At 68.7% G+C, this 14231-nt stretch carries 16 protein-coding genes; 10 read left to right on the top strand and 6 right to left on the bottom strand.

Annotated features, from left to right (window positions below):
• Positions 1-90: 90 nt before the first annotated feature.
• Genes AC1D1G_RS30415 through AC1D1G_RS30400 form a run of 4 tightly spaced genes read left to right on the top strand, consistent with a single transcriptional unit; the run spans position 91 to position 3903 of the window.
• Entirely contained in the window at positions 91-375 is a 285-nt protein-coding gene (locus AC1D1G_RS30415) for a hypothetical protein (RefSeq protein ID WP_009473700.1), read from the top strand.
• Complete coding sequence (locus tag AC1D1G_RS30410) at positions 372-1196, top strand: hypothetical protein (protein WP_477954956.1); 825 nt, start codon at positions 372-374, stop codon at positions 1194-1196. Before AC1D1G_RS30415 ends, AC1D1G_RS30410 begins: the two co-directional genes overlap by 4 nt.
• A gap of 21 nt (positions 1197-1217) precedes the next feature.
• A complete protein-coding gene (locus AC1D1G_RS30405) occupies positions 1218-3152 on the top strand; it encodes a fumarate reductase/succinate dehydrogenase flavoprotein subunit (RefSeq protein WP_477954955.1) in 1935 nt (644 codons plus the stop codon).
• 1 nt (position 3153) lies between these two features.
• Entirely contained in the window at positions 3154-3903 is a 750-nt protein-coding gene (locus AC1D1G_RS30400; RefSeq protein ID WP_477954954.1) for a succinate dehydrogenase/fumarate reductase iron-sulfur subunit, read from the top strand.
• Between the two features lie 61 nt (positions 3904-3964).
• On the opposite strand, the gene AC1D1G_RS30395 is transcribed toward AC1D1G_RS30400, so the two are convergent.
• From AC1D1G_RS30395 to AC1D1G_RS30380, 4 genes are all read right to left on the bottom strand, one after another.
• On the bottom strand, positions 3965-4636 hold the full coding sequence (locus tag AC1D1G_RS30395) for a sterol desaturase family protein (protein ID WP_283334287.1): 672 nt from the start codon (positions 4634-4636) through the stop codon (positions 3965-3967).
• Entirely contained in the window at positions 4633-5370 is a 738-nt protein-coding gene (locus tag AC1D1G_RS30390) for a FadR/GntR family transcriptional regulator (protein WP_477954952.1), read from the bottom strand. The genes AC1D1G_RS30395 and AC1D1G_RS30390 overlap by 4 nt, the downstream gene beginning before the upstream one ends.
• A 59-nt stretch (positions 5371-5429) precedes the next feature.
• The gene (locus tag AC1D1G_RS30385; RefSeq protein WP_477954950.1) at positions 5430-6560 is read right to left on the bottom strand and encodes a lipase family protein; all 1131 of its coding nucleotides are present in this window, start codon (positions 6558-6560) and stop codon (positions 5430-5432) included.
• A gap of 77 nt (positions 6561-6637) precedes the next feature.
• Positions 6638-7267 (bottom strand): TetR/AcrR family transcriptional regulator C-terminal domain-containing protein, encoded by a 630-nt coding sequence (locus AC1D1G_RS30380; RefSeq protein ID WP_477954948.1) that lies wholly within the window; start codon positions 7265-7267, stop codon positions 6638-6640.
• A gap of 153 nt (positions 7268-7420) precedes the next feature.
• On the opposite strand from AC1D1G_RS30380, the gene bioB reads away from it, so the two are divergent.
• From bioB to AC1D1G_RS30365, 3 genes are read left to right on the top strand one after another with little or no spacing between them, the layout of a single operon-like run.
• Positions 7421-8434 (top strand): biotin synthase BioB, encoded by a 1014-nt coding sequence (bioB, locus tag AC1D1G_RS30375; protein ID WP_005260291.1) that lies wholly within the window; start codon positions 7421-7423, stop codon positions 8432-8434.
• Positions 8431-8706 (top strand): biotin synthase auxiliary protein BsaP, encoded by a 276-nt coding sequence (gene bsaP / locus AC1D1G_RS30370; protein WP_317567699.1) that lies wholly within the window; start codon positions 8431-8433, stop codon positions 8704-8706. The genes bioB and bsaP overlap by 4 nt, the downstream gene beginning before the upstream one ends.
• Positions 8707-8716: 10 nt before the next feature.
• Positions 8717-9274 (top strand): DUF2567 domain-containing protein, encoded by a 558-nt coding sequence (locus tag AC1D1G_RS30365; RefSeq protein ID WP_280782527.1) that lies wholly within the window; start codon positions 8717-8719, stop codon positions 9272-9274.
• Here the strand turns inward: AC1D1G_RS30365 and AC1D1G_RS30360 are convergent.
• Positions 9264-10076 carry an SDR family NAD(P)-dependent oxidoreductase gene (locus AC1D1G_RS30360; protein WP_280782526.1) on the bottom strand — a complete coding sequence of 271 codons (813 nt, stop codon included), beginning with the start codon at positions 10074-10076 and terminating at the stop codon, positions 9264-9266. The genes AC1D1G_RS30365 and AC1D1G_RS30360 overlap by 11 nt on opposite strands.
• An 83-nt stretch (positions 10077-10159) precedes the next feature.
• On the opposite strand from AC1D1G_RS30360, the gene AC1D1G_RS30355 reads away from it, so the two are divergent.
• Positions 10160-10759 (top strand): TetR/AcrR family transcriptional regulator, encoded by a 600-nt coding sequence (locus tag AC1D1G_RS30355; protein WP_283352538.1) that lies wholly within the window; start codon positions 10160-10162, stop codon positions 10757-10759.
• A 19-nt stretch (positions 10760-10778) separates the two neighbouring features.
• Here the strand turns inward: AC1D1G_RS30355 and AC1D1G_RS30350 are convergent, their stop codons facing one another.
• A complete protein-coding gene (locus tag AC1D1G_RS30350; RefSeq protein WP_283352537.1) occupies positions 10779-11504 on the bottom strand; it encodes an NUDIX hydrolase in 726 nt (241 codons plus the stop codon).
• A gap of 78 nt (positions 11505-11582) precedes the next feature.
• On the opposite strand from AC1D1G_RS30350, the gene nadA reads away from it, so the two are divergent.
• Both nadA and AC1D1G_RS30340 read left to right on the top strand, forming a co-directional pair.
• Positions 11583-12620: a quinolinate synthase NadA gene (nadA, locus tag AC1D1G_RS30345; protein ID WP_005247541.1), complete on the top strand. Its 1038-nt coding sequence runs from the start codon at positions 11583-11585 to the stop codon at positions 12618-12620.
• Complete coding sequence (locus AC1D1G_RS30340; protein ID WP_317567702.1) at positions 12617-14185, top strand: L-aspartate oxidase; 1569 nt, start codon at positions 12617-12619, stop codon at positions 14183-14185. Before nadA ends, AC1D1G_RS30340 begins: the two co-directional genes overlap by 4 nt.
• Positions 14186-14231: the final 46 nt, after the last annotated feature.

Genomic DNA, 14231 nt, shown 5'->3' with positions numbered 1-14231 from the left:
TCCGAGGTTCCGAAAGCGGCACCGTCCCCTCCGAATATCGGTAGTGTGATTCATGTCACGGCTACATCCGGCTGGGTTGGGAGGGGTCACATGTCGACCTCCGAAATGCTCGAATTGAATCGCACCATCGACCGCCTTCGGCGCGCTGTCGGTTCGTTACGATCGATGTACGGCGACGCCGCATCCGTGCGGCGACTGAGCAACGATCTGGAGCGGCTCGAGATCGACGCGCGGGAACTCGACTCTTCGCCACCGAACGTCGTCCACCGCGAACCGGTGGAGCGAATCAAGGTGTCGGACACCCCGTACGACGCGTCGATGTGGCTCGGTATCGATGACGAGGGGCTGGGCGGGCTCCACTACGAGCGCGGATGAGCGCGCCGCCGAAGGATTCCGAAAGTGCCGGTGTGGGGGCGCCGACGCGTGCCCGGATCGCGGAACGCACGCTCCGCACCGACCGGTGGTGGCTGGCCCCGCTGCTGACGGTGCTCGGCCTGTCCGTCTTCGTGGTGTACGCATCGGTCCGCTCGTGGGTCCGCACCGCGTACTTCGTCGAGGACTACCACTACCTGACGCMGTTCTACTCGCCGTGCCTGAGCGATTCGTGTGTGCCCGGTTCGAGCGACTTCGGGACACCCATCGGCGAGTTGCCGATGATCATCCCGCTCGGGTTCCTGGTGCTGCCGTTCCTGCTCGGCTTCCGGCTCACCTGCTACTACTACCGCAAGGCCTACTACCGGTCGGTGTGGTTCTCGCCGCCCGCGTGCGCGGTCGCGGAACCCCATAGCACCTACACGGGTGAGACGCGCCTGCCGCTGATCGTCCAGAACGCACACCGCTACTTCTTCTACGTCGCACTCGTCGTCTCGCTGATCAACACGTACGACGCGATCCGCGCGTTCCACGGCGCCGACGGCGGATTCGGAATCGGGCTCGGCACACTCATCATGGTCTGCAACGTGATCCTGCTCTGGGCGTACACCGTCTCCTGCCATTCCTGCAGGCACGTCATGGGCGGCAGGCTCACCCACTTCTCCCAGCACCCGATCCGGTACCGGCTCTGGACCTGGGTCAGCACACTGAACACCCGGCACATGCAGCTCGCCTGGACCACCCTCGCCACACTGATCATCACCGACTTCTACGTGATGCTCGTGGCGAGCGGGACCATCTCCGACCTGCGCCTCATCAACTGACTTCATCGAAGAGGGAGTGGAATGACGGAAGTCGAACGGCACCAGTACGACGTCGTGGTCATCGGTGCCGGCGGCGCCGGACTGCGAGCGGTCATCGAGGCCCGGGAACAGGGCCTGTCCGTCGCCGTCGTCTGCAAGTCGCTGTTCGGCAAGGCGCACACGGTCATGGCGGAGGGTGGCTGCGCCGCCGCGATGGGAAACGCCAACGAGAAGGACACGTGGCAGACCCATTTCCAGGACACGATGCGCGGCGGCAAGTTCCTCAACAACTGGCGAATGGCCGAACTGCACGCCCGCGAGGCTCCCGACCGGGTGTGGGAACTCGAGACGTACGGGGCCCTGTTCGACCGGACCCCCGACGGCCGGATCAGCCAGCGTAACTTCGGCGGTCACACGTATCCGCGGCTCGCCCACGTCGGTGACCGCACCGGGCTCGAACTGATCCGCACCATGCAGCAAAAGATCGTGTCGCTGCAGCAGGAGGATTTCGCCGCCACCGGAGACTACGAGGCCCGGATCAAGATCTTCGCCGAGTGCACCATCTCCGAGCTGACCAAGGACGGCGACCGGATCTCGGGTGCGTTCGGATACTGGCGCGAGAGTGGACGTTTCGTCCTGTTCGAGGCCCCCGCCGTCGTGATGGCCACCGGCGGGATCGGCAAGTCGTTCAAGGTGACGTCGAATTCGTGGGAGTACACCGGCGACGGTCACGCCCTCGCCCTGCGCGCGGGCGCCAACCTCATCAACATGGAGTTCGTGCAGTTCCACCCCACCGGCATGGTGTGGCCGCCCAGCGTCAAGGGCATCCTCGTGACGGAAGGCGTCCGCGGTGACGGCGGGGTCCTGAAGAACTCCGAGGGCGAGCGGTTCATGTTCTCGTACATCCCGCCGGTCTTCAAAGGGCAGTACGCGGAGACCGAGGAAGAGGCCGACGGCTGGTACAAGGATTCCGACAACAACCGCCGCACACCGGATCTCCTGCCCCGCGACGAGGTGGCCCGGGCGATCAATTCCGAGGTCAAGGCCGGACGGCAGACCCCGCACGGCGGCGTGTACCTCGACATCGCCTCACGGATGCCCGCTGACGAGATCGTTCGGCGGCTGCCCTCGATGTACCACCAGTTCAAGGAACTCGCCGACGTCGACATCACCAAGGAGCAGATGGAGGTCGGGCCCACCTGCCACTACGTGATGGGGGGCATCGAAGTCGACCCCGACAGCGGATCGTCCAGCGTCGCGGGGCTGTTCGCCGCGGGGGAGTGCTCGGGCGGGATGCACGGTTCCAACCGGCTCGGCGGCAACTCGTTGTCCGACCTCCTGGTGTTCGGGCGCCGCGCCGGACTGGGGGCGGCGGAGTACGTGAAGTCGCTGCAGGGCCGGCCGGTCGTGTCCGCGGACGCCGTCGATGCGGCGGCGCGGATGTTGTTGTCGCCGTTCGATCCCGCGGTCGGGGAGGGTGGCGCCACCGAGAACCCGTACACGCTGCACACCGAACTGCAGCAGACCATGAACGACCTCGTCGGCATCATCCGGAAGGAAGACGAGATCGTCCGTGCCCTGGAGAAGCTCACCGAGATCAAGGGCCGCATCGGGGGCGTGGAGGTGGAGGGGCACCGCCAGTTCAACCCGGGATGGCACCTCGCCGTCGACCTGCGGAACATGGTGCTGGTCAGCGAATGCGTGGCCCAGGCGGCGCTGCTGCGCACGGAAAGTCGCGGCGGGCACACCCGCGACGACCACCCGAGCATGGAGGCGGAGTGGCGCAACACCCTGCTGGTGTGCAGCGTGGTCGGCGACATGTCCGCACATCCCGATTCGGTGGTGCCGGACGTCACCGTCACCCGCGAGCTCCAGCTCCCGATGCGCGCAGAGCTGTTGGAGCTCTTCGACATCGACGAACTCGCCAAGTACTACACCGACGCCGAACTCGCGGGACACCCGGGAAGGAAGGCCTGAGATGGGTTACGACGCGCAGTTCCGGGTCTGGCGCGGCGACGCGGACGGCGGCGCCCTCCAGGACTACTCCATTCCCGTCAACGAAGGTGAGGTGGTGCTCGACATCATCCACCGGTTGCAGGCGACGCAGACCCCGGACCTGGCGGTGCGATGGAACTGCAAGGCGGGCAAATGCGGATCGTGTTCCGCGGAGATCAACGGCCAGCCACGGCTGCTGTGCATGACGCGGATGTCGACGTTCACGGAAGACGAGGTGGTGTCGGTCACGCCGTTGCGGGCGTTCCCGGTCATCCGGGATCTCGTCACCGACGTGTCGTTCAACTACGCGAAGGCGCGGGAGATCCCGTCGTTCACCCCGCCCCCGGGGCTCGGGCCGGGCGAGTATCGGATGCAGCAGGTCGACGTCGAACGGTCGCAGGAATTCCGCAAGTGCATCGAGTGCTTCCTCTGCCAGAACACCTGTCACGTCATCCGTGACCACGACGACAACAAGCCGGCGTTCTCCGGCCCCCGCTTCTTCATCCGCGTCGCCGAACTGGAGATGCATCCACTCGACACGGCCGACCGTCGTGACGCGGCGCAGGAAGAGTTCGGCCTCGGGCTCTGCAACATCACCAAGTGCTGCACCGAGGTGTGCCCCGAGGGGATAAAGATCACCGACAACGCCATCATTCCGATGAAGGAGCGGGTGGTCGATCGACGGTACGACCCCATCGTCTGGTTGGGCAACAAGCTCTTTCGCCGCGGTTAGCGCCTCCGGCACCCGTGAGTACTTATTAACCGCCCGACGTTGACAAGTACTCACGGGTGCGTCAGCGCACGGCGTGGAGGTTGCGTGCGGTGGGCGACTTCTCGACCGATTCGGGGTCCGGGTCGGTGCCCAGGATCCGGTCGGCGGTTCCCGAGGTGGTGACGGTGAACCAGTAGTGCTCGTTCTTGTAGTGGTGATGGCGGTGGTTGCGCCAGATCGCACGGTACAGGCGGGAGTTCGGCTTGTAGTCGCTGTGGATGAGGTAGTGCGTCCATTCGTAGAGGATGCCCAGAATGCTCAGCACCACCAGGAACGTCAGTCCGAGTCCGATGCGCGGGAACGCGAGCAGCGAGAGGGCCACGAGAACGGGAATCAGCCACGTCAACGTCTGCCACGGGATGAAGACCAGCGGTACGTCCCGGGGGTCGACGTGATGCTCGCGATGCTTCCGGGCGAGCAGCGAATCGACGGTCAGGCCAAGGACCTTTCGGGGTTTCCAGTGCAGGATGCAGACGTGGATGACCCATTCGGCGAACGGGAACACGGCCAGCATCACCAGCGGAAGCACGGCGTCGGTCGGCTGCCAGTCGCCGACGATCAGGCGGGCGGCCACCGCGGCGACCAGCATGCCGCCGATCATCCACGGGGACGGGTGTCGGCGGAACTGGTCTGCGGCGTCGCGGAGGGCGATCGACCTGCGTTGGCGGCGATCTGCGGAAGGTTTCGTGGTCATGTGTCCTTCTCCGAATCGTTCTGGTGCAGTGCGTCGATCACGGCCGTGACGGCGGCCGTGCCGAGGTCGAGGAGTGTGGTGGCGGTCTGTGCCGCGGCGACTTCGTCGTGGGCGGTGATCGCCTCGGCCAGCTGGTGGTATAGGTCGGTGCGTCCGACTTCCGCGACCATGACTGCGGCCATCGCCGTCATGGTCGGTTCATACGCGTTGCGGAGGCTGTTGAAGATGAGCCGGAATGCGATTGAATCGGCCGTGTCGACAACACGCTCCCAGAAGGCCAGGGCGCCGACCTGCTGCGCGACCGGGTCGCTGTCGGAGGCGAGACGATCCACGGCGTCGCGGAGAGCGGCACCCGACTCGTCGGTGGCCCGGCCGGCGGCGAGCCGGGCGACCTGCACGCCGATCATCCGCCGGGCCTCGAGAACGCTGCGCACCACCGCCCAATCGGGGACGCCGTCGCGGACGAGCAGCTGGGACAGCAGTTCGGGTCCGCCGTGCTGGCGGAAGTCGCGGACCGAGGTGGCGTCGCCCTGCCGGACGTCGACGAGTCCGGCCTGGGCCAGCTTCTGGATCGCTTCCCGGACCGCGGGCCGGGACACCCCGAAGGCTTCGGCCAGGCGTCGTTCGCTCGGCAGGGCGTCACCGGCGGCGAGGTCGCCGCCCAGCACACGCGCGGTGATCTGGTCGAAGACTTCGGTGGAGGCGGATTTCCGCGCGATCGGCTCGAACATCATGACCACGACACTAGGGTGGCAATAGGTAAGAGGTCAAGTGGTCTTACCAGTGAATTTTGCTAGCCGAACAGGCTTCGGACGAACGGAGTGGTGTCGGGCAGGGACGCCGGCATCGTGTAGAGATGGCCGGTCGGATACGTCCGGAACACGAACTGCTGCCCGTTCGCGGCGAGGTCCGCCGTCAGTTTCCAGGCAAGAGGAATCGGGACGACGTCGTCGAACAGGCCCTGCCCGATGAACAGCGGCCGGTCGTAGCCCCGCACGGGCACGCCCAGCGTGGTGCGTAGCGCTGCCAGCACCACCGGGTCGTCGAGGGGACGGGACATCAACTGGCCGATCGAGATGCCGTCGAGTTGCGGGGCCGCCTCCTCGTAGCAGAGCGATTCGACGCGATTCAGGACGTCGACGCCGAGCGGTGTGAGGTAGCTGTCGACGTCGAGGTCGGGCCGCGACGCCCGCAATCCGGCGAGCGCGTACGCCACGAACACCGTGCTCCCGGTGAGGGGCACGTCCGGGAAACCCGGGCCGACGAGCGGCGCGAGATTCTCCAGATTGGACGGGGCGCCGGTGGCGACGGTGCCGCGGAAGTCGAGTTCGGGTGCGTACGTGGTGGCCATCGACGCGGCGACGAGAGCGGCATGGCCGCCTTGCGACTGACCGAGGGCGACCCACCGGTTCGACAGGGACGGCGTGACGGTCCGCGCCGCGCGCACCATGTCGATCACGCTGTGCGCCTCCGTCGGGCCGTCCAGGTACGGGTGCACACCCGGTGTGCCGAGGCCGACGTAATCCGTTGCGACGACGGCGTATCCCTGGTCGAGCCAGTGCTGGACGTACGGTCCGACGAGTTTTCCCGTCACCGTCGGCGCACACTTGTCGGCGATACCGACCGTGCCGTGGGCCCAGGACACGACGGGCCACCCGCCGGGTGGCGCCGCGCCGGGGGGCAGGAGAACCGCGCCGGTGCTGAGCGCGGGTTCGTCCATCGGCCCCGTCGTCCAGTAGGTGACGTACGTGGCGTCGGCGMCGCCCGGCGGCCGCGCGTCCGGTGCCACCGGCGTCGCGGCGACGACCGCACCCGGATCGCCGCCTGCGGTCTGTGCCGCCGAGGGGGTGGGCGCGCCGAGGAGCGACAGTGCGAGTGCCGCCGCGAGAACCGTTCCGGTGCGGCGGCCGAGTGAAGACGTCATCGCGTCCGTCCCTGGGCCGTCGGAGGCGCCGCGCGGTCCTCGAGTGGCCGACGCGGCGTCGACTCAATTGTGCGCGCTCAGGGGCGGTGGGCGGAGTCTTTCAAGCGTGCGCGAATTCCGTCGACGAACAGCGACAGGCCGAAGTCGAACCGGACCGCCGGATCGCCGTCGAGGAGGTCCTCGTCGTACGCCGCGATCGGAGACTGTGGGGCGTCGGGGGAGAGGGCGGCCCGGGTGAGGGCGCCTGCCGACTCCATCTGCGCCCGCGACTGCTCGTCGACCGTGTGGCCGAGGACGTAGTACAGCAGCGAGTACGACGACAGTTCCGCGTGTTCGCGGGACAGTCCGGATCGCAGGCCGACTGCTGCGAAGCTTTCCCGGACCCGGGAGTTGGTCATGCGCGACGCGTACGTGGCGGAGACCAGTTCGGCGCCGTCGCGGTGAGCGAGCAGTGCGGTGCGGAGTCGATGGGCCAGTTCGGTGAATTCCGCGTCCCAGTCGGGGGCCGTGACCGGGGCGTCGACGTCTTCGAGAATCTTGTCGGCGAGCGCCCCGAGCAGGGTCTGCTTGTTGGGGAAATGCCAGTACAGGGCGCCCGGCTGCACGCCGAGAGCCGTCGCGAGCCTCCGCATCGTGAGGTCGGCGAGGCCGAACTCGTCGAGGATGGCCATTGCGCCGTCGAGTACGTCGCCGCGTCGCAACTGCACTGTGTGATCTCCCAATCTCGTCGAAAAGCCCGCCCGGCTTTGACAGTATTCCACCACGGATCTAACGTGAACACCGTTCAACTTGTACGGTGTTCAATTTTTCGGTTCCGTCGATTCACGGCACGTGATCGGCCCGTTTTCCAGGAGATACGTGTGACATCGGCCCCGGTACAGACAGACATCCTCGCCCTCGCGCGTGAGCAGGTTCTCGAGCGCGGTGACGCGCTGAACGAGAGTCAGGTGCTCGAGGTCCTGCAACTTCCCGACGATCGGCTCGAGGAACTGCTCGCCCTCGCGCACGACGTGCGCATGAAGTGGTGCGGTCCCGAGGTCGAGGTCGAGGGCATCATCAGCCTCAAAACCGGCGGCTGCCCCGAGGACTGCCACTTCTGCTCGCAGTCCGGCCTGTTCCAGTCGCCGGTGCGTGCGGCGTGGCTCGACATTCCGTCGCTCGTGGAGGCTGCGAAGCAGACCGCCAAGTCCGGCGCAAGCGAATTCTGCATCGTCGCCGCCGTCCGCGGCCCCGACGAGCGGCTGCTCGCCCAGGTCGCTGCCGGCATCGAGGCGATCCGCAACGAGGTCGACATCCAGATCGCCTGCTCGCTGGGCATGCTCACCCAGGAGCAGGTCGACCAGCTCGCCGCGATGGGTGTGCACCGCTACAACCACAACCTGGAGACGTCGAAGTCCCACTTCCCGAACGTCGTCACCACCCACACGTGGGACGAGCGCTGGAACACCCTCCGCATGGTGCGCGAGGCGGGCATGGAGGTGTGCTGCGGCGGCATCCTCGGCATGGGGGAGAGCCTCGAGCAGCGCGCCGAGTTCGCGGCCAACCTCGCCGAACTCGAACCCGACGAGGTGCCGCTGAACTTCCTCAACCCGCGTCCCGGAACCCCGTTCGGCGACCTCGAGGTCCTGCCCGCGAGCGAGGCCCTCAAGTCGGTGGCCGCGTTCCGCCTCGCGCTGCCCCGCACCATCCTCCGCTTCGCGGGCGGGCGCGAGATCACGCTCGGCGACCTCGGGGCCAAGCAGGGCATCCTCGGCGGCATCAACGCCGTCATCGTCGGCAACTACCTCACGACCCTCGGCCGCCCGGCCGAACAGGATCTCGACCTGCTCGTCGATCTGCAGATGCCGATCAAGGCCCTGAACGACACCCTGTGACGATCATGGCAGAGGCGACCATGGGCGACCGCCCCGACGGCCTCGAGGGCCGGGTCGACGCCCCCGAGGAGCGCTACAACCCGTACACCGGCCGCCGCGTGGTGGCCGGTGTGGACGACGCCGTGCCCACCGCCGCGCAGTTGGGGCTGGAGCCGCCCCGCTTCTGCGAGGCGTGCGGCCGCCGGATGGTGGTGCAGATCAGCCCGGACGGCTGGTGGGCGAAATGTTCCCGCCACGGTGTGTTCGACTCGATCTACGGCGGACGGCGGTAGCGTCGGACGGGTGACCACGCTCCCGCGCTTCAGGCTTCGATCTGCCGCCGGAATCTTCTGCGGGACGGTGGTGGCGAGCGCGCTCGCCGGGGTGCTGTGGGGAGTCCTCGCACCGCCCGAGCACCTGCTGGTCGTCGCCCCCGACCGCGGGGTGTCGCTGACAGGGGAGAGCGTGCACCGGTTCGACGCGATCGGGATGTTCGCCTGCGCGGGCCTGGTGGTCGGCATTCTCACCGCGGTCGCGGCGTGGACGGCGCGGACGAGTCGCGGCCCGGTGGCGCTGGGCGCGGTTCTCGCGGGCAGTGTCGTCGGGGCCGGGGTGATGGCGCTCGGTGGAATCGGCGTGGCGGCGCTGCGGTTTCCCGACCCCGACACCTCGACCGCCGGCACGGTCGTGGCGGTCGCGCCAGGGATCGGGACCTTGCTGGTGCTGATCTTCCAGCCCCTCGTCGCCTGCGTCGTGACGTTGGTGCTCGCCGCGCTCAATCCGTACGACGATCTCGGCGTCAGTGGTCCCCCGGTCGAACTCGACGAGCCGGAAGAGCGCGACGCGACGCTTACCTCGTGACCGACGTCCGCATCCGCACGTCCCCGAGGAGGCGCCCGCTGGCGAGAGCGCCGATGCGGCGAGTCGCGAATCGGGTGCTGACCGACGACACCCAGTTCATCAGCCCGGAGACGACGCTCGGCGGGGTGCTGCGCCGGTCCAGGGCGCGCAGGGCTGTCGACACCACCTGATCCGCGGTCTGCATCCGGCCGACGGCGGCGTCCTCGGAGCCGACGACGTCGAAGAACTCGGTGCGGGTGGGGCCCGGGCAGACGGCGAGCACGGTGAGGCCGGTGCCTCGCGCCTCGGCCCACAACGCCTCCGTGAAATTGAGGACGAACGCCTTGGTCGCCCCGTAGACGGCCATGCCGGGAGTCGGCTGGAACGCGGCGGTGCTCGCCACGTTCACGAGTGCGCCGCGTCCCCGGAGCAGGTCGGGCAGGAATGTGTGCGACAGCTCGACGAGGGTGGTGACGTTGAGCTGGATCTCGGAGGTGAGGCGCTCGAGGTCGGCGGACGCGAAATCTCCGTGCGTCCCGAATCCCGCGTTGTTGATCAGTGAGTCGACGCGGATGTCGCGGGCGGTGAGTTCGCCGCGCAACCGCTCCCCGGCGCCTGGTGTCGCGAGGTCGAACGGGAGCACGGTGACCGACACGTGGTGCGCGGCGCGGAGTTCGGTGGCGAGTTGTTCGAGCCGGTCGGCGCGGCGGGCGACGAGGACGAGATCTGCACCCCGCCGGGCGAACCGGCGAGCGAATTCGACACCGAGGCCCGCGCTGGCGCCGGTGATGAGSACGGTGGTTCCGGATACGTCGAAGGACATGTCTGCTCCTGGCGGTGGGTGTCCTTCGAATGTAGTCACTGCCATCTATGTAGTCAATGACAACATCTTGCTAGGCTGGCGGCATGCCCGTCGCCGAACAGCCCTACCACCACGGGAGTCTTCGCCGGGTGCTGCTCGCGCGCGCCGAGAGCACGCTCGAGAAGGACGGCGTCGACGGACTCTCCCTGCGGCAGCTCGCCCGCGAGGCCGGGGTCAGCCACGCTGCACCCAGCAAGCACTTCCGCGACCGACAGGCGCTGCTCGACGCACTCGCGGAGTCCGGTTTCCTGCGCCTCACGGCCGCCCTCGAACTCGCGGTCGAGGAGGCGGAACCGCACGCCCGGGCCCGCTTCGCCGCGCTCGCCGGCGCCTACGTGAGCTTCGCACTCGCACACCGGGAGTTGCTGGCCCTGATGTACGGCAACAAGCACGCGCCCGGAGCCGCCTCCCGGGTCGTGGAGGCCGGCCACGCCTCGATGGACCTGACGGTCCGGATCGTCACCGAAGCCCAGGCCGCGGGCGACATCGGACCCGGGGACGCTTCGCGCATCGCCCTCGTCGCGTTCGCGACGTTCCACGGGATCGCCACCCTCGCCGCAGGCGGGATGCTCGACGGCGCGCCGGTGGACGAAGTCGTCACCGCCGCGTCGGACACGTTCTGGCGTGGTCTCGCCCAGGCGTGAGGCCGCCTGACGCGCAGGGTCAGCTCGGCGGTCGAAGCGCCGCGAACTCGTCCGTCACCCGCAGCGTGGAGTCGGTGAACCGGTAGAGCGCGGCCGGGCGCCCACCGGCGCGGCCCGACGGCGCCGTGTTCCCGGTGGGAGTCAGCACTCCACGTCGCCCGAGGACGCGCTGGAGGTTGGTCGCGTCCACCTGGTACCCGAGTGCGGCGCAGTAGATCTCGCGCAGCGTCGACATGGAGAACTCGTCGGGGGCCAATCCGAACGCGATGTTGGTGTAGGAAAGCTTGGCCGCGAGGCGGGTCCGGGCGTGCCGGACGACGGTGCCGTGGTCGAACGCCGTCTCGGGGAGCGCGGACACCGGGTGCCACGCGGTGTCCGGCGGCAGCTGCGGGTCGGCGGGAAGGGGGACGAGCCCGAGGAAGGTCGACGCGATGGTGCGCGGGCCGGGCACACGATAGGGGTCGCTGAACACCGACAGCTGCTCGAGGTGGGAGACCTCCTGCACGTCCACCTTCTCGGCCAGCTGGCGTCGCGCGGACGTGGTGAGGTCCTCGTCCTCGTGGAGCAGTCCGCCGGGCAGGGACCAGGCGCCCGCCTGCGGATCGAGGGCCCGTTGCCACAGCAGCACGGCGAGCTCACCGGCGTGACGCGCATCACCGCCTTGACCTGCGGTGATGTGGTCCGGGAAGTGGCGAACCTGGAACACCGCGGTAAGCACTTCATGCGTGGTGTTACTATTGGGCATGTTTTCGATCCTAAGTCGAAAACCTCGATTGCGGAAATTCGGGCCAGCCCGCCCGAGTTCACGGTGAAGGAGCAAGCCATGACGACCACGACGTTGTGGGCGGGTACCAACCCGCAGATTCAGGACGGTCCCGGCGGTTACGCGGGCGTCGAGGCGAGCGAAGAGTGGGCTGCCGAGATCAAACGGCTGGCGCGTGAGCGGGGAGCGACCCTCCTCGCGCACAACTATCAGTTGCCCGCCATCCAGGACGTGGCCGACCACGTCGGCGACTCCCTCGCGCTCTCGCGCATCGCGGCCGAGGCCCCCGAGGACACCATCGTGTTCTGCGGCGTGCACTTCATGGCCGAGACCGCGAAGATCCTCAGCCCCGCCAAGACGGTGCTGATCCCGGACGAGCGCGCCGGCTGCTCGCTGGCCGACTCGATCAACGCCGATCAGCTGCGGGAGTGGAAGGCGGAGTTCCCCGACGCCGTCGTCGTGTCGTACGTCAACACGACCGCCGAGGTGAAGGGTCTGACGGACATCTGCTGCACGTCGTCCAACGCCGTCGACGTGGTCGCGTCGATCGACCCCGACCGTGAGGTCCTGTTCCTTCCCGACCAGTTCCTCGGCGCACACGTCAAGCGCGTCACCGGCCGCAAGAACATGCAGATCTGGGCGGGTGAGTGCCACGTCCACGCCGGCATCAACGGCGACGAGCTCACCGCGCAGGCCAAGGCGCACCCCGGTGCCGAACTGTTCGTGCACCCCGAATGCGGCTGCGCCACCTCGGCTCTCTACCTGGCCGGTGAAGGGTTCGTGCCCGAGGACAAGGTGAAGATCCTGTCGACGGGCGGGATGCTCGACGCCGCCCGCGCGACCGGGGCCAAGCAGGTTCTCGTGGCCACCGAGGTCGGAATGCTGCACCAGCTGCGCAAGGCCGCGCCGGAGGTCGACTTCCAGGCCGTCAACGACCGCGCGTCCTGCCCGTACATGAAGATGATCACCCCCGCGGCCCTGCTCCGCTGCCTGCTCGAGGGCAAGGACGAGGTTCACGTCGATCTCGCGACCGCGGAGCGTGCCCGCAAGTCGGTGCAGCGCATGATCGAGATCGGAAACCCGGGCGGCGGCGAGTGAGCAGCCCGGCCCGGGGGATTTCCTGGGAAGAGCACGCCGACCTCGTGGTCGTGGGCGGTGGGGTGGCCGGACTGACGGCCGCCCGCACCGCCTCGCTGCGCGGACTGACCGTGCTCACCGTCAGCAAGGGCGGGGCGACGGACACGGCGACGCAGTATGCGCAGGGCGGTATCGCGGTGGTGGGTGACGCCGTCACCGATTCGGTGGACTCGCATGTCGCCGACACGTGCGAGGCCGGGGTGGGCCTGTGCGACGAGGACGCCGTGCGGTCGATCGTCGCGGGCGGCCGTGATGCCGTGGCCGCGTTGACCGATCTGGGCGCGGTGTTCGACCGCGGCCGCGACGGCGCCGTCTCGCGCACCCGCGAGGGCGGGCACAGCACCCGGCGGATCATTCACGCCGGCGGGGACGCCACGGGCGCCGAGGTGCAGCGCGCCCTGGGTGCCGCCGGGCTTCCGGTCCTGTTCGACAGTTGCGCCGTACGGGTACTCACCGATGCGCGCGGCGTCACCGGCGTTCTCGTGGATTCGCCGCGCGGACTCGGCGTCGTTCACACACCGGCCGTCCTCCTGGCCACCGGCGGACTCGGGCAGCTGTACGCCTGCAGCACCAATCCGCCCGGAGCCACCGCCGACGGCGTCGCTCTCGCGCTGGACGCAGGCGCGGCCGTCGCCGATCTCGAGTTCGTGCAGTTCCACCCGACCGTCCTGTTCACCCCCGGCGGTCTCGGACGGCGTCCGCTGATCAGCGAGGCCGTCCGCGGCGAGGGGGCGATCCTCGTCGACGCCAACGGCGAATCGGTGACCGCGGGTGTGCATCCGCGCGGCGACCTCGCCCCCCGCGACGTCGTGTCGCGGGCGATCGCGTCGAGGCTTCGGGAACTGGGTCACGACCACGTCTACCTCGACGCGCGTCACCTGTCCGGCTTCGCGCAGCGGTTCCCGACCGTGACGGCCTCGTGCCTGGAAGCCGGGATCGACCCGCGCGAACAGCTGATCCCGGTCGCGCCCGCCGCGCACTACTCGTGCGGCGGAGTGGTCACCGACGTCGACGGGCGCACCGCCGTCCCCGGCCTCTACGCCGCGGGCGAGGTGGCCCGCACCGGGCTGCACGGAGCGAACCGGCTGGCCTCCAACAGTCTTCTCGAAGGCCTGGTGGTCGGCGAGCGGGTCGGCGCCGCGGGCGTCGAACGCGCCGGCCTCCGCGTCGAGGCAACCGACCCCGAGCGGCGTGCCCGGCCGTCCGCACCGCGGGAACTGGTGCAGCAGTTGATGACCGCCAACGCCTCCGTCGTCCGGGACGGCACCGGACTCGAGGCGGTGGCCGCCGCCCTGGCCGGCGCGACGCGCACGGTGCCCGAGGGTGAGACCGCGCTCGAAGACGCCGCGCTGACCCTGACGGCGTCCGCACTGGTACTCGCCGCCGCGGCGCGGACCGAAAGTCGTGGATGCCACACCCGCAGCGACTACCCGCAGACGTCCGACGAGTGGCGCCGCAGCACGCACGTGCGTCTGCGCGACGGCGAACTCGAGCTTCTCGAACCCCAACTGACAGGAGTGCTGTGATGTCCGACCATGTCCTTCCCGACGGTCTGGACGCGGACGAGGTGCG

It is taken from the genome of Rhodococcus sp. P3_B8 (assembly GCF_056402775.1).
The sequence above is the reverse complement of the archived record's forward strand: the minus strand, read 5'-3'. Positions and strand labels throughout refer to the sequence as shown.